The sequence below is a fragment of the Clostridium cibarium genome, from assembly GCF_014836335.1.
Taxonomy (GTDB): domain Bacteria; phylum Bacillota; class Clostridia; order Clostridiales; family Clostridiaceae; genus Clostridium; species Clostridium cibarium.
In genome coordinates this window covers 107,805-129,087 of the sequence record NZ_JACSRA010000010.1, presented here as the reverse complement: position 1 = coordinate 129,087, position 21,283 = coordinate 107,805, and the positions used below count along the sequence as shown (strand labels likewise).

General features: G+C 29.2%; 20 protein-coding genes and 1 other annotated feature. Of the genes, 6 read left to right on the top strand and 14 right to left on the bottom strand.

Annotated features, from left to right (window positions below; all coding sequences use genetic code 11):
* Positions 1-132: 132 nt before the first annotated feature.
* Positions 133-843 carry a lysophospholipid acyltransferase family protein gene (locus H9661_RS08355; protein WP_243240364.1) on the bottom strand — a complete coding sequence of 237 codons (711 nt, stop codon included), beginning with the start codon at positions 841-843 and terminating at the stop codon, positions 133-135.
* Between the two features lie 138 nt (positions 844-981).
* Here H9661_RS08355 and H9661_RS08350 point away from each other — a divergent pair, with 138 nt between their 5' ends.
* Positions 982-1,842, top strand: a complete 861-nt coding sequence (locus H9661_RS08350; RefSeq protein WP_191768211.1) for a ComEC/Rec2 family competence protein — start codon at positions 982-984, stop codon at positions 1,840-1,842.
* 29 nt (positions 1,843-1,871) lie between these two features.
* Here H9661_RS08350 and H9661_RS08345 read toward each other — a convergent pair whose 3' ends face one another.
* From H9661_RS08345 to H9661_RS08335, 3 genes are read right to left on the bottom strand one after another with little or no spacing between them, the layout of a single operon-like run.
* Positions 1,872-2,000: a FeoB-associated Cys-rich membrane protein gene (locus H9661_RS08345; protein ID WP_143316035.1), complete on the bottom strand. Its 129-nt coding sequence runs from the start codon at positions 1,998-2,000 to the stop codon at positions 1,872-1,874.
* A gap of 14 nt (positions 2,001-2,014) precedes the next feature.
* A complete protein-coding gene (gene feoB / locus H9661_RS08340) occupies positions 2,015-3,778 on the bottom strand; it encodes a ferrous iron transport protein B (RefSeq protein ID WP_191768209.1) in 1,764 nt (587 codons plus the stop codon).
* 11 nt (positions 3,779-3,789) lie between these two features.
* Positions 3,790-4,011, bottom strand: coding sequence for a FeoA family protein (locus H9661_RS08335; RefSeq protein ID WP_191768206.1), 222 nt, complete (start codon positions 4,009-4,011; stop codon positions 3,790-3,792).
* Between the two features lie 254 nt (positions 4,012-4,265).
* Between H9661_RS08335 and H9661_RS08330 the strand changes: the two genes are divergently transcribed.
* Positions 4,266-4,985 (top strand): ribonuclease H-like domain-containing protein, encoded by a 720-nt coding sequence (locus tag H9661_RS08330; protein WP_143316038.1) that lies wholly within the window; start codon positions 4,266-4,268, stop codon positions 4,983-4,985.
* A gap of 44 nt (positions 4,986-5,029) precedes the next feature.
* On the opposite strand, the gene H9661_RS08325 is transcribed toward H9661_RS08330, so the two are convergent.
* Both H9661_RS08325 and argS read right to left on the bottom strand, forming a co-directional pair.
* Entirely contained in the window at positions 5,030-6,181 is a 1,152-nt protein-coding gene (locus H9661_RS08325; RefSeq protein WP_143316039.1) for an AI-2E family transporter, read from the bottom strand.
* 48 nt (positions 6,182-6,229) lie between these two features.
* The gene (argS, locus tag H9661_RS08320; RefSeq protein WP_143316040.1) at positions 6,230-7,921 is read right to left on the bottom strand and encodes an arginine--tRNA ligase; all 1,692 of its coding nucleotides are present in this window, start codon (positions 7,919-7,921) and stop codon (positions 6,230-6,232) included.
* A gap of 66 nt (positions 7,922-7,987) precedes the next feature.
* Positions 7,988-8,186 (bottom strand) — a binding site (T-box leader).
* 128 nt (positions 8,187-8,314) lie between these two features.
* Here argS and H9661_RS08315 point away from each other — a divergent pair.
* Positions 8,315-9,823: a Ppx/GppA phosphatase family protein gene (locus tag H9661_RS08315; protein WP_191768204.1), complete on the top strand. Its 1,509-nt coding sequence runs from the start codon at positions 8,315-8,317 to the stop codon at positions 9,821-9,823.
* A gap of 49 nt (positions 9,824-9,872) precedes the next feature.
* Here the strand turns inward: H9661_RS08315 and trmB are convergent, their stop codons facing one another.
* The 5 genes from trmB to H9661_RS08290 all read right to left on the bottom strand — a co-directional run bounded on the left by trmB (position 9,873) and on the right by H9661_RS08290 (position 14,672).
* Positions 9,873-10,511, bottom strand: coding sequence for a tRNA (guanosine(46)-N7)-methyltransferase TrmB (trmB, locus tag H9661_RS08310; RefSeq protein ID WP_191768202.1), 639 nt, complete (start codon positions 10,509-10,511; stop codon positions 9,873-9,875).
* A gap of 15 nt (positions 10,512-10,526) precedes the next feature.
* Positions 10,527-11,174 (bottom strand): site-2 protease family protein, encoded by a 648-nt coding sequence (locus H9661_RS08305; protein ID WP_191768224.1) that lies wholly within the window; start codon positions 11,172-11,174, stop codon positions 10,527-10,529.
* Between the two features lie 156 nt (positions 11,175-11,330).
* Positions 11,331-12,377 carry a dipeptidyl-peptidase IV gene (locus tag H9661_RS08300; protein WP_191768200.1) on the bottom strand — a complete coding sequence of 349 codons (1,047 nt, stop codon included), beginning with the start codon at positions 12,375-12,377 and terminating at the stop codon, positions 11,331-11,333.
* An 18-nt stretch (positions 12,378-12,395) separates the two neighbouring features.
* The gene (locus H9661_RS08295; protein WP_143316044.1) at positions 12,396-13,412 is read right to left on the bottom strand and encodes a phosphodiester glycosidase family protein; all 1,017 of its coding nucleotides are present in this window, start codon (positions 13,410-13,412) and stop codon (positions 12,396-12,398) included.
* Between the two features lie 309 nt (positions 13,413-13,721).
* The gene (locus H9661_RS08290) at positions 13,722-14,672 is read right to left on the bottom strand and encodes an L-lactate dehydrogenase (protein WP_143316045.1); all 951 of its coding nucleotides are present in this window, start codon (positions 14,670-14,672) and stop codon (positions 13,722-13,724) included.
* Positions 14,673-14,853: 181 nt separating this feature from the next.
* On the opposite strand from H9661_RS08290, the gene rocF reads away from it, so the two are divergent.
* Together rocF and H9661_RS08280 are read left to right on the top strand one after the other, a co-directional pair.
* Positions 14,854-15,750 carry an arginase gene (gene rocF, locus H9661_RS08285; protein WP_143316046.1) on the top strand — a complete coding sequence of 299 codons (897 nt, stop codon included), beginning with the start codon at positions 14,854-14,856 and terminating at the stop codon, positions 15,748-15,750.
* 63 nt (positions 15,751-15,813) lie between these two features.
* Positions 15,814-16,419 carry a 3'-5' exonuclease gene (locus H9661_RS08280; protein WP_143316047.1) on the top strand — a complete coding sequence of 202 codons (606 nt, stop codon included), beginning with the start codon at positions 15,814-15,816 and terminating at the stop codon, positions 16,417-16,419.
* A gap of 42 nt (positions 16,420-16,461) precedes the next feature.
* On the opposite strand, the gene H9661_RS08275 is transcribed toward H9661_RS08280, so the two are convergent.
* Positions 16,462-17,691 (bottom strand): M48 family metalloprotease, encoded by a 1,230-nt coding sequence (locus H9661_RS08275; protein WP_143316048.1) that lies wholly within the window; start codon positions 17,689-17,691, stop codon positions 16,462-16,464.
* Between the two features lie 154 nt (positions 17,692-17,845).
* On the opposite strand from H9661_RS08275, the gene H9661_RS08270 reads away from it, so the two are divergent.
* Complete coding sequence (locus tag H9661_RS08270) at positions 17,846-18,055, top strand: hypothetical protein (protein ID WP_143316049.1); 210 nt, start codon at positions 17,846-17,848, stop codon at positions 18,053-18,055.
* A 50-nt stretch (positions 18,056-18,105) separates the two neighbouring features.
* Here H9661_RS08270 and pflA read toward each other — a convergent pair whose 3' ends face one another.
* Together pflA and pflB are read right to left on the bottom strand one after the other, a co-directional pair.
* On the bottom strand, positions 18,106-18,813 hold the full coding sequence (pflA, locus tag H9661_RS08265) for a pyruvate formate-lyase-activating protein (RefSeq protein ID WP_143316050.1): 708 nt from the start codon (positions 18,811-18,813) through the stop codon (positions 18,106-18,108).
* A 122-nt stretch (positions 18,814-18,935) separates the two neighbouring features.
* Positions 18,936-21,170 carry a formate C-acetyltransferase gene (gene pflB / locus H9661_RS08260; RefSeq protein ID WP_191768197.1) on the bottom strand — a complete coding sequence of 745 codons (2,235 nt, stop codon included), beginning with the start codon at positions 21,168-21,170 and terminating at the stop codon, positions 18,936-18,938.
* Positions 21,171-21,283: the final 113 nt, after the last annotated feature.

Sequence of the window (21,283 nt, the reverse complement as noted above, 5' to 3'; positions counted from 1 at the left end):
TAATTGCATTTTTAACTAACAATAAAGTCATTATATCATAGGCTTTGCAATTCTTAAACTATCATTTTTTCATTTTTCCGCTATGTAAACATTGACATAAAGAAATTTTAAATAAATATGAAGGATTTGCATTTAGCAAATCTCTTCATACATATTGTACACTTCACTGTATAATTTATCCACAAGACTTTTTTCTTCTTCTTTTGACAAGTTATTTGTATCTATTTGCCTTCCAAATATTATTTTTACTTTTCCGGATTTAAATTTTTTATTTTCTTCAAAACAAGATGCTGTTCCATTTATTGCAAAGGGTACAATAGGAGTTCTCGATTTTGTAGCTATTTTTACGCTCCCTTTCTTAAAACTATTAATTCTCCCATCCTTACTTCTTGTTCCTTCTGGAAATATAACAAAATTATATCCATTACTTATTCTCTCTATTGCTGTATTCATAGCCTTAAGACCTTCTCTTACATTATTCCTATCTAAAGAAACGCTCTTTAAATGAGCAATCCAATACCCAATGACAGGAACCTTTAGAAGTTCTTCCTTTGCCACAAAATCTACAGTTCTTCCAACTGTAGCTCTAATGACTGGTATATCTAATATACTTTGATGATTTCCCATAAAGACGCAAGTTCCTTTTGGTATATTCTGAGCACCTATAACTTCAATTTCCATTTGCAATGTCTTTATAGTGAATCTACTCCACTTTAAGAAAACTTTTTGTCCATATCTCCAAGCCTCTTCTTCTCCCCTTGTTTTTTCTATAAAATATCTTTTAAAACCTCTAAGCCTCATCCAAATCATGTATATCCCATATGATATTATTCTTATGTACAAATTAAATCCACCTTTCTATTTAAATCAAAACTATTATATTATTCTTAAATAATATATGCAACTAAATGTATTACTTCTCCTAACTGTATATTTGTAATCTTAATGGATATTATACTAATAGTTAAGGAGATTACATTAATGAAAAGAAAAAACTTAATTATAATTTTTCTAATAATCATAATTCCATTTATTCTTTTTTTCTGTAAAAGTAATAATTTAAGACTTCAAAGTAATTATAATAAAATGTTAGTGCACTATTTTGACGTAGGTCAAGGTGATTCGATACTTATTCAAGTAAATAATAGGAATCTATTAATTGACTCCGGTCCAAAAACTTCAAGGAAGAAATTACTTACTTCACTCAAACAATTAAACATAAATAGAATTGATTATTTAATAGCAACTCACCCTCATGAAGACCATATTGGAAACATGTCCTCTATAATAAGACAATTTGATATAGGACGCTTTTATTCCCCAAAAGTACAAAGTACTACTAAAAGTTTTGAATCTATGGTTGAAGCACTAAAAAGTAAAAACTTAAAAATTAATATTCTTAAAGCTGGATTATCTTCTATAGACTTAGGAGAAAATACTGAAATATCTGTTTTCTCCCCCATAAATGATTCATCAAAAGAAAACTTAAACAACTATTCTCCAGTTATATTAATTAAATTTGGCGAAACTAAATTTCTATTTACAGGTGATGCAGAAAAAGAAGTAGAAAATGAGATTCTATCTCAAAATAGCAATGTAAAATCAGATGTACTAAAACTAGGACATCATGGCTCCTCCAGTTCAACTTCAGAAGCCTTTTTAAAAGCCGTTAACCCTTCTATAGTAGTGATAAGTGCTGGCACGGATAATCCTTACGGTCATCCACACAAGGAAACGTTAGCTCTACTTAATTCAAATAAGATCAAAATTTTCAGAACTGATAAGGATGGAACCATTACCCTTTCTTCAGATGGAAAAAACATATGTAAAGTAAAAAAATAATAGGATAAGAGTTCTTATCCTATTATAGTCTATTTTCTTGAAGGGCAATTTTTTGAACAATCTCCACAATTACATTTCCCTTTTGAAGAATTTTTCACATTCTTATATATTATAAATCCTGCAATTAATACAATTGCTCCTGTAATTAAAATTTCCATATATTCACCTTCTTTTAAAAAAATAAACTTCCAATGTTAAATACTAAAAATGATACACACCAAGCTAGTACTAACTGATAAAATACTGAAAATAACGTTAACTTAGTACCATATTCTTTCTTCATAGTTCCAATAACTGATACACAAGGTGTATAAAGCAAAACAAACACCAAGAATGTATAAGCTGATAAGGCCGTAAAATGAGCTGATAATATAACACTTAAGTCACCAGCAAAAATCACTTGCATAGATGCTAATACTGTTTCTTTTGCTAAGATTCCAGAAAGCAGTGATACAGCTGATTGCCAATTACCAAATCCTAATGGAGCGAAGATTGGTGCCATAAATGTTCCTATATTTGCCAAAATACTTTCATCTATATTTTCTACCTTACCTGTAATACTAAAGTTTGAAAGGAACCATATAACTACACTCATTGCAAATATTATTGTTCCTGCTTTTTTTATAAATCCTTTAGCTTTATCTAAAGTTTGTTTTACTACTGATTTAACACTAGGCATTTTATATTCAGGTAACTCTATTATAAAAGGCTCTTCATCCTTCTTAAAAATTGTCTTCTTAAATAATATTCCTATTAAAAAGGCTACTACTATTCCCAATAGATAAAGTGATGCAACGACAAGCCCTTGATGTTTAGAGAAAAACACTGCTGCAAAAACTGTATATACTGGAAGTCTAGCATTACATGACATCAATGGTACAAGTAGTGCAGTAAGTTTTCTATCCTTTTCACTTTCAAGAGTTCTAGCAGTCATAATTGCTGGAACAGAACATCCAAACCCTACTATCATTGGAATAAATGCTTTACCTGATAAACCAATCTTCCTCATAAACTTATCCATTAAGAAAGCTACTCTAGCCATATAGCCACTATCTTCTAAGAAAGTTATACAAACAAATAAAGCTAAAATAACAGGTAATAATACTAATATTCCTCCAACTCCAGATATAATTCCATCTACAATTAGTGATTGGAACCACGGTGAGGAATTTCCAAGCAATTCACTTACCCAAGGCATAAATGAATCATTTAATAATCCATCTAATAAATCAGATAAAGGTTGTCCTATCCATGAAAAAGTTATTTCAAAAGTTAATATCATCATTAATATAAATATAGGATATGCAAGCCATGGATTAAGTAAAACTTTATCAAATTTTTCTGTTAGAGAATTCTTTTTCTTGTCTTCCTTAATCTTGCATTTCAATATTACTTTTTCTATAAAATCATATGCTTGTTTTTCATCTTTAAAATCAAACTTATCACCATCATTTACTTTTTCTAATGGTTCATTTTTTAAAATATTAGTCAACTTATCTATACCTATCTTCTTAGATGCTGAAATAGGTATAACAGTTACATTTAATAATTCACCTAGCTTTTTATAATCAATTATAATTCCTCTATTCTCAGCTATATCAACCATATTTACCGCTAGAATAATTGGCTTGTTAAATTCTTTAAGCTGAGTTGTTAAATATAAATTTCTATCAAGATTTGTTGCATCTACAATATTTAAAATCAAATTAACTTCATCTTGTTTTAAATAATCTTTTGCTATCTTCTCTTCATTAGAAAATGTGTCCATAGCATAAATTCCTGGAAGGTCTACTACCTTTATATCTTCAAAATATCCTTCTTTTTTATCTACTGTTACTCCAGGCCAATTTCCAACATATTGTTTCGAACCTGTTAACGCATTAAATAGTGTTGTCTTTCCTACATTTGGATTACCAAGTAGTGCTACTGTTGTCATAAGCTCCCCCTCTAATTATGTATAAATATATTTTTAGCATCCTTCTTTCTAATTGCTAAATCAAAACCTCTAAGATTAATTATCATCGGATCTCCCAAAGGCGCCATTCTCTTTAATAAAACTTTAGTTCCTTCAATACATCCAAGAGCAGAAAGTCTTTTTGCTAACTTTTCATCTCCACTTACCATCTTAACGGTTGCGTATTCACCTATTTCTAAATCACATAGACACATAATATCACCTCATATTGAAAATCATTATCATATAATTATAATATCATCTCAACTGTAATTGGTCAACCATACTAGGTATAAATTTCTCTAAAATATTTTTATTAAATGTTATTATAAAATTTTCATACTATTATTATTTATAGTAATAATGGTATAATAAAATGAAACTTTAATTACACTTAAGGATAAATACATTCATTATTAAGTATATTGCCTTAATATAACTGAAATTTATATAGGAAAGTTGTGGTACTATGATAATTAGAGAAAATATAATAAAGGTTAGCAATGTTTCAAATGAATTTATGCTGTGTCATGAAAAAATGCATTATTTGCCTAAAGATATAATTTTCTTTGATTTAGAGCATTATGTTTATAAAAAACCTAAATGTATAGGAGTGTTTGGTGCTTGTGTATTTAATCAAGAAACAACTGAACTTCATGTAACTCAGTATATGATAGAGAATAGATCTGAATCTATAGATATTCTTTATCTAGCTCAAAAATATTTTATAAAAATGAAAAATCAAGATAAAAAAGCTATAGTAACATTTTCAGGAAACAACGACTTTTCTGTTATTAATTATCTATTTGAAAAATACGGTATAGAATTTAATTTTAAAAACGAATTTGATTCTGTGGATATTCAAAAAGAATATGAACTGTACAATGATACCTCTATAGGCCTTAAAAATCTTGAGAAATCTTTTGGGATAGTACGTGAAAGCGAAGTTATAAGTGGTTCTAATCTAGCTAAAACCTTTCATAAAGTCATGAAAGATAAAGACTACATAAGTAGAATGCCTAAAGAAAAATTAGAGAATATATTACTATATAATGAGCAAGATGTTATTAATCTTTATCATATTTTTGTAAACTGGAAACAATTTATTAATAAAGACTTTTCTAAAACTGAGGTAGATAATTCTACCATTGATGATTGTGAAAAAGATATTTCTAATGATATTAATTAACTTCGATATTTGCTCATTATAAGAACAACCCCTAGTTTAAAATACTAGGGGTTGTTCTTTTCTGGATCTTCTTCATTATTTTCTTGTATTCGTCTCATCAAATTTTTATTTTTCGCTTTAAAGATAGCTACCTTTTGTTCGTAAAAAAGTTTTATAGTTGCCACAGTAGGTGAGGCTAAAATCATTCCTACAGGCCCAAAGAAACCTCCACCAACTACTACTCCAACAATAATAAGAAACGGTCTAACTCCAATAGATTTCCCAACTAACTTTGGTTCTAAAAACCAAGCATCAAACTGTTGAAGCGCTAAAAGAAACAATGCTATAAAAAAGGCCATACTTGGGGATACAAATATCCCAACAATAGCTCCAGTTATTACCCCAATCAGCGGACCAAAATAAGGAATCATATTTGTGAATCCAACTACCAATGCAATTAGTATTGTATATGGAGCTTTCAAAACTATTAGCCCAATTAATGCAATTAACCCAATAATAAGAGAATCTAAAGCCTTAGTCCCGACATACATCCCTATCATTTTATTATATGTTTTTAACCACAAAATTAGCTTCTGTCCTCTTTCTTCTTTAAGTAAAATATAAGTTATTGTTTTACTTTCTTCTATGAATCTTTCTTTATCGAGAAGTACGTAAATAGAAATCAAAAATCCCAAAATAATCTTAACTAAATTAGTAGTTATAGATAAAACTGATGATAAAGATCCTTCAAGAGCAGATACAAGCAAACTACCAAATTTTGTAGTAATAATTGATAAATAGTCTAAGACCCCAGTTTCCTTCACTATTTCATATATATTTTCATTTTTTGTAGCTTCATTTATCCATCCTTGAACCATTCTTACATATGTAGGAATATCTGATGTTATAGATATAATACTATCTAGTATACTTGGAATAACATATATAAATAACAAAACTACTATGCTAAATATACTAACATATGTAACAAGTATCGATAAACCTCTCTTAAATCTAAGACGATTTTCAAACATCTTCATTATAGGATTAAGTATATAAGCAAATATCAATGAATATATAAATGGAGATACTATAGATATAAATTTGCCTACAAGATCAAATATAAAAGTATAGTTATCAATAACTTTGTATCCTACTATTCCAATTAAAGCAAAAATTAATATATCCCTATACTTAATATTCCTATCAAAGAACATCTTACCCCCCCATTCCTTAAACTCCAATTAAATTTCTAATTTAATAAATTACATCTTTTCCACAACTTCAATTCCTATAAGTTCAAGACCATTTTTTATAACTTGACAAGTTGCTTCCACAAGTTTTATTCTAGCAATTTTTAATTCTTCATCCTCAAGATTAAGTACAGAATGAGCATTATAGAATTTATTAAAATCCTTAGCTACTTCTATTACATATCTAGTTAATACAGAAGGTTCTAATTTATCTAATGAAATAAGTATATATTTATTAAAATTCTCCAACGTTTTAACTAATTCAAATTCTTCTTTTGAGTTTAATTTACTATAATTAGGCTCTCCTTTAATTTCTCCTGCTCTTCTTAAAATGCTCTTTGCCCTTGCATATGAATATTGTACATAAGGTCCTGTTTCCCCTTCAAATGAAAGTATTTCTTTCCAATCAAAGACTATATCCTTTTCTCTTGAATTTTTAAGATAAGTAAATACTACTGCACCTACTCCTATTTTCTTTGCAACTTCTTCCTTATTTTCTAAATCAGGATTTTTTTCATTTATTATTTCTAAAGTTTTTTCCACTGATTCTCTTAAAAGATCATCTAATAATATTACTTCACCTTTTCTAGTAGAAAGCTTTCTGTCTGCAAATTTAACTAATCCAAATCCTACATGGACACAATCTTTTGCCCATTCATTTCCTGCAAGTTCTAACACTTTAAATACTTGTTTAAAATGAAGCGCTTGAGGGGTTCCCACTACATATATACTCTTATAGAAGTCGTATGTTTTCTTTCTATACATAGCTGCAGCTAAGTCTCTAGTTGCATATATGGATGCTCCATCCCCCTTAAGAACTATACATGGTGGCATATTATAATCTTCTAGCATTACGACTTGTGCACCATTACTTTCAACTAAAAGTTCTTTATCTTTTAATTTATCAACAACTACATCCATCTTGTCATTGTAAAAAGCTTCTCCTGCATAGGAATCAAACTCCACTCCTAAGATATTATAGACTCTTTCAAACTCTTTTAAACTTAAATCTCTAAATCTCTTCCAAAGGGCTTCAGCATCCTTATCTCCATCTTCTAAAGCTTTAAAATATGCTCTTCCTTCATCTTCTAAAGTTGGATCCTTTTCTGCTTCATCATGAAACTTTACATAAATTCTTAAAAGTTCCTTTATAGGATCCTCTTCTAAAGCTTCTTCATCTATCCATCTGTGATATGCTGATATTAACTTACCAAATTGAGTTCCCCAATCTCCAAGGTGATTTATCCCTACAGCATTATACCCTTCTTTTTTAAACATCTTATACAAAGAATGACCTATTGCTGTTGTAAATAGATGACCTACATGGAAAGGTTTTGCTATATTAGGTGAAGAATATTCTACACATACAGTTTTTCCTTCCCCTATATTAGAAGAACCATAATTGTCTCCTTCTGCTAATACCTTCTCTATTGCATTTTTTGCAAAAATACTTTTATCAGCAAAGAAATTAATATAAGGTCCTAGATTTTCAATCTTTTCAAATCCTTCTTTATTTAATTTCTCTTTTAATTCTTCTGCTATCATGTTTGGAGCTTTTCTCATAGTTTTAGAGAGCTGAAAACAAGGAAAAGCATAATCCCCCATTTCTGGCCTTGGTGGAATTTCTATTAGTTGTTCAATCTTTTCAATTTCTAATTCTACTTCTGCACTGATTAACTCAGCAACCTTCTTTTTATAATCCATAAAATCCTCCTAAATACTATACTTATATGAAATAAGTTGTTAAAATAAAAAAACGCCTCTTAATAAATAAGAGACGGAAAAATTCCCGCGGTACCACTCTAATTGCAGTAAATGCCACTTAAAAATTTTTAACGCAACTTCTTGCGACTACCTTCAATGTAGTTTCTCCGAGTCTCTATTCAAATTAATCTATTTATAAGGCTTACACCATCCCTTACTCGCTTTAAAAATCAATTAATCCTACTCTTCTCTTCATAGAATCACTATATTAAATTCTTGAATATATTATACATATAAAGAAGATTTCATGTCAATATAGAATTTTATTAACACTTATCCACCCACTAGCAATATAATATTATCTAGACTTATTTTATTTAAAGAGGAGTAATTATGGAGAAAACAAGTGTCATTGTAATAGGATGTAATTCTATTAGTTTTCTGATTACCCAGATTCAAGATAATGGCTATTTTAAAATAATTGACGAGCTAAATTCTCCAATAAGACTTTACTATGACTTAATTCTAAACAATAAAATATCTAATATAAAACTTGAAGAAACCTTATCTATCTTAAGAAGTTATAAATCTCTTTCTAAAATTCATGGATCAAGGGAACCTATAGTATTCTCTACAAGTTTTTTAGAAAAATCAAAAAACAAAGATGAATTTGTAAAAGTTATAAACGAAAATTTAGATATGGAGGTTACCATTTTAAATGATTTAGATATAATTTATTATAATTATCTGGCAGTAGTAAATAGCATTGATTTAAATAATGCACTACTGGTAGATATCTCAGGAGAATCAACTCATATATCATGGATGCTTAACGAAGCAATTAAAGATAGTTTTACTCTACCTCTAGGCACATTGAATTTATCCTATGCTTTTAATTTGGAAGATAAAATATTAAAAGAAGATTTAGATAATGCTATTTTATATATTAAAAAGGAACTAAGCAAAATAAATAAATTTAAAGGAATAAAACTTAACAACATTGTTGGAACTGGAAAAACTATACACTCCATAGCAAACCTAGATAAAGAAAGAAAAAAATACCCTTTAGACATTATTCACAATTATACTACAACAGATATTGATATTCAGGATATATATAATTTACTAAAATGCAAGAGTCTTGCTCAGAGAAAACGACTTTATAAGCTTACTCCCTGCATGGCAGATATAATAGTAGGTGGTGCTCTTATTTTGAAAGAGATAGTTTCTTATTACGATATATCCAACATACTTATTTGTGGGCGTGGTCTAAAAGAAGGCATTATATTTGATTATGTATATAAAAACTATTGTCCTGTTTCAAACATTCTAGATTATAATCTCTATGGTATTATGGAAAATTTAAATATAAATAAATCCCATGCAGAAAAACTTTACTATACTACAAAAGAATTATTTACTGCACTAAAACCTCTTCATCACCTAGATGATGGTTATCATAATATAATAAAAACTGCATCTTATCTACATGATAGTGGTATAAGCGTTGATTACTACAATTATCACAATCATTCATTTTATATGATATTAAATTCTTATATTAGCGGATTAACTCATAGAGAATTACTTATTAGTTCTGCAATTGTTGCTTCTCCAAAAAATAGCAGTTATAACTTTCTATCTCCTACCTATGGAGTTTTAATAAATAAACTTGATATAAAAGCTATTGATAAAATAGGCGTTCTTCTGAGTATAGCCGAAGGATTAAATGAAAGTTTTGAAGATTCTATAGAAAACATTGAAGTTAGTATAAAAGAAAACTCAGTAATTATTATAATATCTTCAAAATTGGATTTAAAATTTCAAATTAATCGAGCAATGAATGCTTCTAGAATGTTTCATGAGATTTATGATAAGAATTTGCTAATCTATAAAAAATAAGACAGACTGCCTAAATGGTTAATATAAATTAACCTTTAGACAGCCTGTCTTATTTCAAACTAGCTCTTAAAAACATTGTTTTCATCCCTAGTTTTGTGAATTTTGTTTCATACTCCGTCATTATATTCTCTTTAAAATCCGAACTATGTAGGTCATAAGTTAAAAATTCTATCTCGAATCCACTTTCTTTAAAATATTCCTGAGAATCATTAAAAAGATCCGTATCATCTGTCTTAAACCATACTTCAGAGCCAACTTTTAAGAATTTCTTATACTCTTGTAAAAACCTTGAATGAGTAAGTCTTCTTTTATTATGCCTATCCTTTGGCCACGGATTACAAAAGTTTATATATATTTTTTCAATTTCATCCTTATCAAAAAGCTCACTAACAAAGCTAATATTTAATGCAACCAATCTTCCATTTGTTATTTCAGAGTACTCTTCTACCTTTCTTAGAGCGTATACAAGCACCTCATCTTTTAAATCTATAGCCACATGATTAACTTCCGGATATCTTAAGCAATTTTGTGTTAAGAATCCTCCTCTACCACAGCCTAGTTCTAGATGTATAGGATTATTATTACGAAATTCCTCTTTCCATCTTCCCTTTAATTCTCTTGGGTTATTTATAAACAATTTATTTTCTTCAAGTTCAGGTCTAGCCCACCACTTTTTTCTAAGTCTCATGTTTTTCCTCCTAGGTTAATATAACAATCCTAACACTGGATTAACTATCATTATAATAAACTTCATAACATACACAACCGGTACATGTATAAATCTAAAACCACCAACAACTAATAATGCTAATATTACCATCTGATATTTATATATTGACTCGCTAATACTGTAGAAAAACTTTGGTTTTAAATCTCTTAATACCCAAAAGCCATCTAATCCAGGTATTGGTAATAAGTTAAATACAAATAACGAAACATTAATAGAAAAAACCCCATCTAACATCCCTGCTAACACATTCGAAATCGAAGCAGGTAATAAGCCTGTTTTTGTTTGAAAAATTACAAATAGTCCATAACACAAATATCCCAAAAAGGCTAACACTAAATTTGCTAATGGCCCTGCTAGACTTACTTTTAAATCGTCCTTATAATAATTTTTAAAAGCTGAAGGATTTGTTTCAACTGGCTTTGCCCATCCAAACCCAGCAATTAAAATAAGTAATGTCCCTAAAGGATCGATATGACTCATTGGATTAAGGGTAAGTCTTCCTTGAAATCTTGGTGTTTTATCTCCCAACATATCAGCTACCTTTGCATGAGCAAACTCATGAAATGTAAAAGCTAAAAGTATAGCTGGAATAATTAGAATTTTGTTATATATTATATCCATAAAATTGAAACTATTCATTAAATCTATATTCCTCTCCTAAAAAGTATTCTGAATGGTATTATACCATAAATTTTTTGAAATTTGAATTTATAATCTAAAGACTTCTGTAGATTTCCCACAGAAGTCTTTTATAGCTCACCAATTTTCATTATTTTACTACTTTGATAGACTTGTTAAATATATCTTGCCATTATCAGAACTTAAAATAACTTTATTGTTTACAAATATAAACTTTCCTTTATAACTTACACTTTCTGATGTTGTAAGATTTTTAACTTTTCCATCTAAACTATCATTAACTAGAAACTCACCTTTATCATTAACATATATATCTGTAGAATTCTTTGGTTTATCTAACTGAGTTACTTTCCACGTAGCAAACTTTTGATTAAGAGTTCCAGAAAAGATTTTAGTTACTTTATCTTCACTCTCTTCGCCCATATATACTACTCCATTACTATCCCTTGCCAAAAGCGTCAAGTTACTTGAATTTGTAATATTGATTTTTGATGCTTTACCATTTGTATATTCATAAAATCTTTTAGCTTTTTTATCTTGATAAATTATAGAATCACTGCTAGGGGATACTTTCATTTCTCCCATAGCGGAAATGTTGCTTCCAATACTCTCCACATTTTTTTCTATATTTATTCTATAAATAACTGCATTATTCCCACCTTTACTCACAGATACAAAAGTGACTCCAGAAAGAGTTGTAGTTTCAATTGCATCAACTTGCATTCCACTCTTGTAATCACACACTTTTTCATTTTCTGTAATTTGAGATTCTGTTTTGTTCTTTGCATCATAATTAATAACGTTAATTACATTTTTCTTGCTTGAACTTGTTACCTTTTCTGCTATTGTTAATCTATTTCTATCTGGCAACCATTCACTATTTAATACTTCTCTATTACCTTTATTAGTTATTATCTCTTCTGAAGTACCTGTCTTTGTATCTAAAAGATAGAACTTACTGTCAACGAAATATGATATATATTTACCATCATAAGAACTTTGAATCTTTTTTGCTCCTTGTGGTATTGATAAGTCAGCTTTACTACCAACAACATCTTCTTTAACTTCTTTCAGTTGAAACTCAGAAGAATGTTTTAAATATACTTTATCTAAATATAATAGAGCTGCTACTTGCATCATTATAGAAAGCAAAGCCCATACTATAATTCTTTTGAATCCTTTCATAAATCATACCTCTCTCACTTATTTAACTATAACAGCAGTTGGTATATATCTTTCACCAAATGCGTAGGAAGGTGTATTTACAACTTCATCATTATAGTACATTGTAGCAGACTTACCTCCATCTAATGTAGCCGCTGTTACACAACCTAAATCAAGCATTATTTCCTGAGCTTCATCTAAAGTCGCTGCAATTCTATTATTATTTTTTGAATCTAAAACTACTAACAAAATGCTTCCATCTTGTTTTTGCCCAATTATTGTTCTTGGAGAAGACCCTCCCATATGATATTGTAATTTTGCTGCTTTTCCATTACTAACCAAAATATCCGTATTAAAACTTACAGCTTCAGAAGCACCTTTTGACAATAATTCTTTTGTAGTATAATTACCTGCAACTAAGCGTCCATCCTTTGTCATAAGTATAGTACCTTGTTTACTACCTGAAGTATCATCATAGATAACTTTACCACCTGTTATAATTACACCTGAAGGAGTACCTCCATTAGCAGTCCATGCCTGCGAATTTGCTTCATCTGAAAAAGCTCCCCCATTAACTCCAGCTACTGCCTTATTGTTTTCGGCTATTTGTGATGTAGTTTCTCCTTCTTTTTTTAGCTTTGATGTATATCCTATTTTAATTCTTGTAGGATCACTAACAGTAAGAACATGTCCACGAAATTTATCATTATTCTCTAAAGTGGCATATTTTATATTATCATCATGATTCTTTGGTATGCTTATTAAACCTGAACCATCTGTCGATACATCTTCTTCTACTTCACTTTTCCCCAATATCTTGTTAATTTGCTCTTTAGAAAGAAAAGTAGTTGCTAACCACTGATAATGCATTGACCCCATAGCTCCACCAACAAACATTGATTTTGCATTTTGAAAAGGCCCATAAAATAATATAAAAGGAGCTGTTATAACTGTAAAAAACAATTGAAATATCATAAATCCTATAAGTAACTTCCAACTAAATTTTCTAATTACTCTATTATCTTTCTTAATCTTCCTTCTAACCTTTTTCTCCATTCAATTCCTCTCCATCTAATTTGCTTATTTTGCAAATTATTTGTTTGCTTTATTATATAATTATTACTTAATTATATCAATAAAAGTAATTTTTTTTTAATATTTGACTTTATTTTAAACATACTTTTTAAGTATACTTCTATTTTTTATTATTGTAAAATATTATTATTTTTATCATTTACTTTTATTTGTAATAATTTCTAATTAATAGTACCAACCCATTCTTGATTAGTATAAAAACAAAAAGGTATAGTAGATCAGTTAAACGTTCTCTACTATACCATATAAATTACCTAATAGGTCTTATTATTATAAATTGCATTTATTTAAATGCCCTTTTAAAATATCTGCCGATTTTTTAAGTTTATCTTTTTCTATATCACTTAAAGGCATTTCTATAACACTTTTTGCTCCATTTCTATCAACTATAGTTGGAACAGCTAAATAAATATCCTCTATTCCATATTGCCCTTCAAAAAGACTAGAAACTGTTAAAATACTATTTTCATCTCTAAATATAGCTTCAACTATTCTATTAACTGCTAGCCCAATTGCAAAATAGGTAGCCTTCTTTCTACTTATTATTTCATATGCAGCATTTTTTACATCATTTTCTATTACCGTCTTTATATCTTCATCCCATTGCAAATTAGTTTGACTCGAATATTTTTCGAAGCTTTCACCTGAAATGCTAGAACTACTCCAAGTTACTACTTCACTATCTCCATGCTCACCCACGACATAACCATGAATGTTATTGTTATTTACTTGAAAGTACTTTCCTAAAACATATTTTAATCTTGATGTGTCTAAGACTGTACCTGAGCCTATTACCCTTTCCTTTGGGAAACCAGATAATTTATAAGTTATATAAGTTAAAACATCAACAGGATTTGATACAACTAATAATATAGATTCCGGGCTATATTTCACTATGTCAGGTATAAAGCCTTGAAATATCTTATGATTCTTTTCTATAAGATCTAATCTAGTTTCACCTTCTTTTTGTCCTGCTCCTGCTGTAATTATAACTATATCCGAATCCTTTGTTTCGCTAAGCCCTCCTGCGTAAATGTTTACTGGCTTAACAAAGGATGTTCCATGAACTAAATCCATTACCTCGCCTAGCGCTTTATCCATATTAATATCATATATACATATCTCAGTAGCTATACCACTATTCATTAAAGCATATGCTGTAGTTGCCCCAACAAATCCTGCACCAATTATTGATATTTTTCTTTTTCCATCTTGAAACATAACTAATCCTCCTTTGTACTTCTTTTCTTATATTTATCATAATACCACATATTTATTAATTTTCCTCCTAATTTTAACATAAACTATATTAGAAAAATAAAATAAAATTTAATATTTACTTTATACCATTATGCTATTAATATAATTAATGGACTATAAACTCTAAAATTGGAGGTGCAATATGAATATAAATATAATTGGTGTCCCTTTATTCTATGGTTGTGATAAACCTGGAGTGGAGCTTGGACCTGACACACTAAGAGAGAATGGACTTGTTAATATTTTTTCTAAGACTCATTCAGTAGATGACTTAGGAAACATTCAAATAAATGATGTGCACTCAAATGATAAATTCATAAAAAGTAAAAAAATGAAGTATCTAAGTGAAATATTAAACAGTAGTGAACTTTTAGCTAATTCTGTATGGAACACTTTAAAGGACAATAAATTTCCATTAGTTATAGGTGGGGATCATGCTTTAGCCCTCGGTAGTGTAGCTGCAGCTGGGGAATTTTACAAGGATGATTTTGCTGTGATATGGATTGACGCTCATGGTGATCTCAATACAGAAATTACATCACCTTCAGGCAACGTTCACGGAATGCCTCTAGCTGCTTCTATGGGAGTTGGATACGACAGCCTTACTTCTATATTTTCTAAAAATGTAAAAGTATCAATGGAAAATGTTTTTATAATAGGTGCTAGAGATTTAGATCAAGGTGAATTAGATTTGATAAAATTAAACAACTTAAACGTATGGACAATGAACAATATTAAAGAAAAAGGGTTGGATAATTGCCTACAAGAAGTTATAGATATTATTAACAAAAAAAATATATCAAATATCCATTTAAGTTTCGATATAGACTCGATTGACCCCTCCTTTGTGCCTGGTACTGGTACTCCTGTAAGTGATGGCTTAACAATAGAAGGCGGAAAAAAAATATTACGTAATATATTACAAACAAAAAAAGTAAAATCTATGGATTTTGTAGAGTTTAATCCTCTACTTGATAGAGATAACATTTGCTTAAATAGTTGCATATCTCTTCTAAATACTATTAGTGATTCACTATAGTTCCTAAATATTAATTTATGATATAATAAAATTATTATTACAATAATCTTTAGGAGGAAGAAAATGAAATTACTAATTTTCGATACAGAAACTACTAGTATAAAACCTGGTCACATATGCCAGTTAAGCTATATTACAATAGATGCTTCAGCTAAACCTCAAAAAACAGAAGGAAAAAACTTTTTTATAACAGTAGATGAAATGGATTCTTCTGCACAAGCGATTCATGGCTTTTCATTAGAAAAATTATACGAGCTTTCTGATGGTAAGTATTTCGAGGATTTACTTGAAGAGTTTGAAGATGATTTTAGCCAAGCTGATTTTGTTATAGGTCATAATGTTAATTTCGATATAAAGTTTTTAAAGCATGAACTTGAAGGTATGGGGATTGACTATATGCCAAAAAACACTTTCTGTACAATGAACTATTATAAAGATATATGCAAAATCTTGCGTCCTAATGGAGACTATAAAAACCCAAAACTTGAAGAAGTTATATCTTTCTTAAATATAAGCAAAGATCAAATTTCAGCTAAAGCTGATCAATTATTTCAAGGTAGTGGTGATTATCATGATGCAAGATTTGATACTGCCGCAACATATTTGCTAATCATTGAAGGTATGAAACAAGGATATATTCCACCAGGATATTTTAGTTCAAGAAAATAGATATAATAAGAGGTTATCTACTACTAGATAACCTCTTATTAATTAATTTTTAAAGTTATTACTATTTTCAATTCTTTCCTTAACCGTTGGATGATCATACGCTAACCATTTGTATAATCCATTAACATCAACAGGTGTTAAATTACTTTCCACAAATCTTAATTCTAATAAACCATTTGTTAAATTATCCCCAGTTATCCTCATTGCAAACTCGTCAGCTTCTACTTCTGCCTTTCTTGAATAGGCACTTTCAATAGGCATAATTAAGATAGATATTATATTTATTATCAAAAGTATTTTAGGGATATTTTCAATTTTCCTATAGTCCTTTCCTTTATTTTTTGTCATTAATATATGAATTGATAGTATTAATAATACTATCCCTATCAATTCAAAAATCATCGACTTTTGAATATGATTAAGCTTGTAATGTCCCATTTCATGTGCTGCTACCGATAATATTTCTTTGTCACTTAACTTATTTAATGTTGTATCCCAAAATACAATTCTTCTACTATTATGTATTCCTGTCATATAGGCATTCATACTTCCAGTTTTATGGCTTTTAGGAATAACTTTAATCTCTAAATTTTCAATTCCTGCATCTTTTGATAGCTCTAAAATTTTATCTTTTAGTCCACCACCTTCCATATCAACAAGATCATTCTCTATTTCATCAATATAAGGATAAACATAATTGCTAACCAAACTAATTGCTACAAGTATAGCTGATACCCATATATACCATCTTTTCTTATTTATAAAAATCAAATATATAATAACGGCTATAGGTAAAGTTAGCAATAAATCTTCTCCTATTCCCTTTGCAAAATCACCCAAAAAATCAAAAAAACTTTGATTGCTTAACCCTACCAACTTCGCTCTATAAAAACTACTAAATAATATTTTAGGAAAAATCAATATTTCAGATAATGCTCCATATAAAATACACAATACTCCTCCTTCTACTATCTTTTTCCTAAAATTTGCTTTCTTAATTACTTCAATTCCTCCAAAGTAATAAAATAATACCGGAATGGATAAGTTAATTAAAATTCCACTATAAAAATAAACCTGTGAAAATTCATAATTAACTTCTACCTTACTAGGTGTAGCAGGCACCTGAATCTTTCCATCCTCAACAATTTGTTCAATTTTAACCTCCTCTAGTAAATTACTTTTGTTCTTATACTCTAAAAACATAGTTATACAAAATAATATAACAAATATTAAAGCAAATCCTACCATCGTTCTTATAAGAAATTTCTTCATCACATCTCCTCCATCCACTTCTATATATATTACTATCTTAAAGAAATAATCCTTAAAAAGCTAATGTAAACATTTAATTTTATTTTTCATATTTATTGTTACTTTTCCAAATATTATGTATAATTAACTTATAACTATTTAGGAGGTCTTATTTATGAATTTCACTACTAGAAACTTTTTCTTATTTCTATTATCCTTTATAGGCTTGTCTGCTTGTTTCACATTTTTGTTTCAACGAATCTATATAAGCATACCAATAGGTCTTTTTTTATCTATATGCATGTTTTATGATCCAAAGAAATATGAAGCCGCTAAAAAAAAATTTGAGAAAAAACAAACTTCTAATGAAAATATTCATAATTAATGTTAATTAAAGCACCAATTACTAAAACTTTATAGTAACTGGTGCTTATTTTATTTAGTTATTATTTTCTTGTAACCTTCACATAGTTCTTTATCCATTGCAGGAACATCTTGTAATGGATATTTCATATTCATTCCCTCATACTTATTTACACCCAAAAGATGATATGGTAATAGTTCTACTTTCTCTACATTTGGAATATCTAATATATACTCATTAAATGCTCTTATATGCTCTTCTCCATCTGTAAATCCTGGCACTACCACATGCCTAATCCACATTTTCGTATTATTCTTCTTCATAGCTTCTAAGAATTTCAATGATTCGTCCATTTCCATTAACGTTATGTTTTTATAACCTTCCCTAGTTATATCTTTTATATCAAAAAGAACTAAGTCAGTATACTTTAAGATTTCATCATAATTTCCAAATCCATATCCGGCTGTATCAATACAAGTGTTTATACCATTTTCCTTACAAAGTTTAAGCACTTCTAAAAGAAAATCTGGCTGTCTTAGAGGATCTCCTCCTGAAAAAGTAACTCCTCCTCCACTTCTTTGAAAATAAGGTTTAAAGCTTTCAATTTTTTTTACCAGCCTTTCAGCTGTATATTCTTCCCCACCATCCATAGCCCATGTATCTGGATTATGGCAGTACTTGCACCTTAACGCACATCCTTGAAAAAACACTACCACTCTAATTCCAGGCCCATCTACAAGACCCATTGATTCTATTGAATGTATTCTTCCTATAGCCATATCTTCCTCCATTAATAACTCTAACTTTTTAATACTCTTTATTATAACATATCATAGTATATGGAAAGGTGAAAGAATAATAAAACAAAATTCTTTCACCTTTCTATAATTTTTATATTTATTTACATACTCTTATGGAATGTTCTACTTATTACTTCTAATTGTTGTTCTTTAGTTAATCTATTGAAGTTAACTGCATATCCAGAAACCCTTATAGTTAAAGTAGGATATTTTTCTGGATTTTCCATTGCATCTATTAGTGTTTCTCTATTTAGTACATTAACATTTAAATGATGTGCACCTTGTACAAAGTATCCATCTAAAATAGATACTAGATTATTAAGTCTTTGCTCATCTTCTTTTCCTAAAGCATCTGGTATTATAGAAAAAGTGTTAGAAACTCCATCTTGACACACCTCATTATACGGAATTTTAGCAACTGAATTTAAAGATGCCAATGCTCCATTTATATCTCTACCATGCATTGGATTAGCCCCTGGTGCTAATGCTTCTCCAGCTTTTCTACCATCTGGAGTTGAACCTGTTTTCTTTCCATACATAACATTTGAAGTTATAGTAAGTGCTGATAATGTATGATGTGCATCTCTATATAAAGGATGCTTTTTAAGTTCTGATGAGAACTTAGTAACTAATTCTACCCCTAAATCATCTGCTCTATCATCATCATTACCGTACTTAGGGAAATCTCCTTCAGTAGTAAAATCTATTGCTATACCTTCTTCATTTCTAATTGGTTTTACCTTAGCATATTTTATAGCTGATAATGAATCTACAGCTACAGATAAACCTGCTATACCAAAAGCCATAAGTCTTTCTACTTGTGTATCATGTAAAGCCATTTGACCTGCTTCATAAGCATATTTATCATGCATGCAGTGTATTATATTCATTGTATCTACATAAAGCTTGGCTACATATTCTAAAACTTTATTGTAATTTTCTCTAACCTTATTAAAGTCTAGAACTTCATCTGTAAGTTTTTCTATTCCTGGAACTACTTGAATACCCTTCTTTTCATCAACACCACCATTTATTGCATATAGAAGTGATTTTGCAACGTTACATCTAGCTCCAAAGAACTGCATTTGCTTACCAACCTTCATAGCAGATACACAACATGCTATAGCATAATCATCACCATATATTGGTCTCATTACATCATCATTCTCATATTGAATAGAATCAGTTTTTATTGAAATTTTAGCACAATACTTCTTAAAGTTTTCTGGTAAGTTTTGAGACCATAAAACTGTAAGATTTGGTTCTGGTGCTGTATCTAAATTTATTAAAGTATGTAAATATCTAAAAGAGTTTTTTGTAACTAATGACTTTCCATTGATGCCTACTCCTCCGATTGATTCTGTTACCCATGTTGGATCTCCTCCAAATAATTCATTATACTCAGGAGTTCTTAAATGTCTAACTAATCTTAACTTGATTATAAATTGATCGATTAATTCTTGAGCTTCTTTTTCTGTAATAATTCCTGCTGCCAAATCTCTTTCAATATAAATATCTAGGAAAGTAGAAGTTCTTCCAAGTGAAGTTGCAGCACCGTTATTTTCTTTTACTCCAGCTAAATATCCAAAATATAAAGCTTGTACAGCTTCTGCTGCTGTAGCTGCTGGCTTAGATATATCTATACCATATTTTAACGCCATAGATTTAATAGCTTTTAAGGCTCTAATTTGTTCTGAAACCTCTTCTCTCTTTCTTACCAATTCATCAAGCATATCTCCATGCATGATATCACTATCTAAATCTTTCATTTTTTCTTCTATTAAGAAATCAATTCCATAAAGAGCTATTCTTCTATAATCTCCTATTATCCTACCTCGTCCGTATGCATCTGGAAGTCCAGTTAAAAGCCCAGCGGATCTTGCTAGTCTTATTTCTTTTGTATATGCATCAAAAACACCTTCATTATGTGTTTTTCTATAATTTGAAAAATGTTTTTTTATGTCTGAATCTAATTCGTAACCATATTCCTTCAAAGAACTTTCTACCATCCTCATCCCACCAAAAGGATTCACAATTCTTTTAAGTGGTGCATCTGTTTGAAGCCCTACAATTACTTCATTTTCTCTATCTATATATCCTGGTTCATAGTTGTCTATCCCAGATACTCTATCTGTTGCTACGTCTATTATTCCTTTTTTTATTTCTTCCACTATTAAAGCATGGGCTTTGCTCCATACTTTATCAGTTTTTTCAGTAGTTCCTTCTAAGAAACTTCCATCACCTTCATATAATTTATAATTCTTCTGTATAAAATTTCTTACGTCAATTCTTTCTTGCCAAGTTCCTTCTTTAAAACCATTCCATTGAATATACATTTTTATTTCCTCCTTTTGTTGATAATTAATATCAATAATAGTATTATATATTATATCTACCATAATTTAAAGTGATTTAAATCACAATTTTTTATTTATATAAATATTATCTC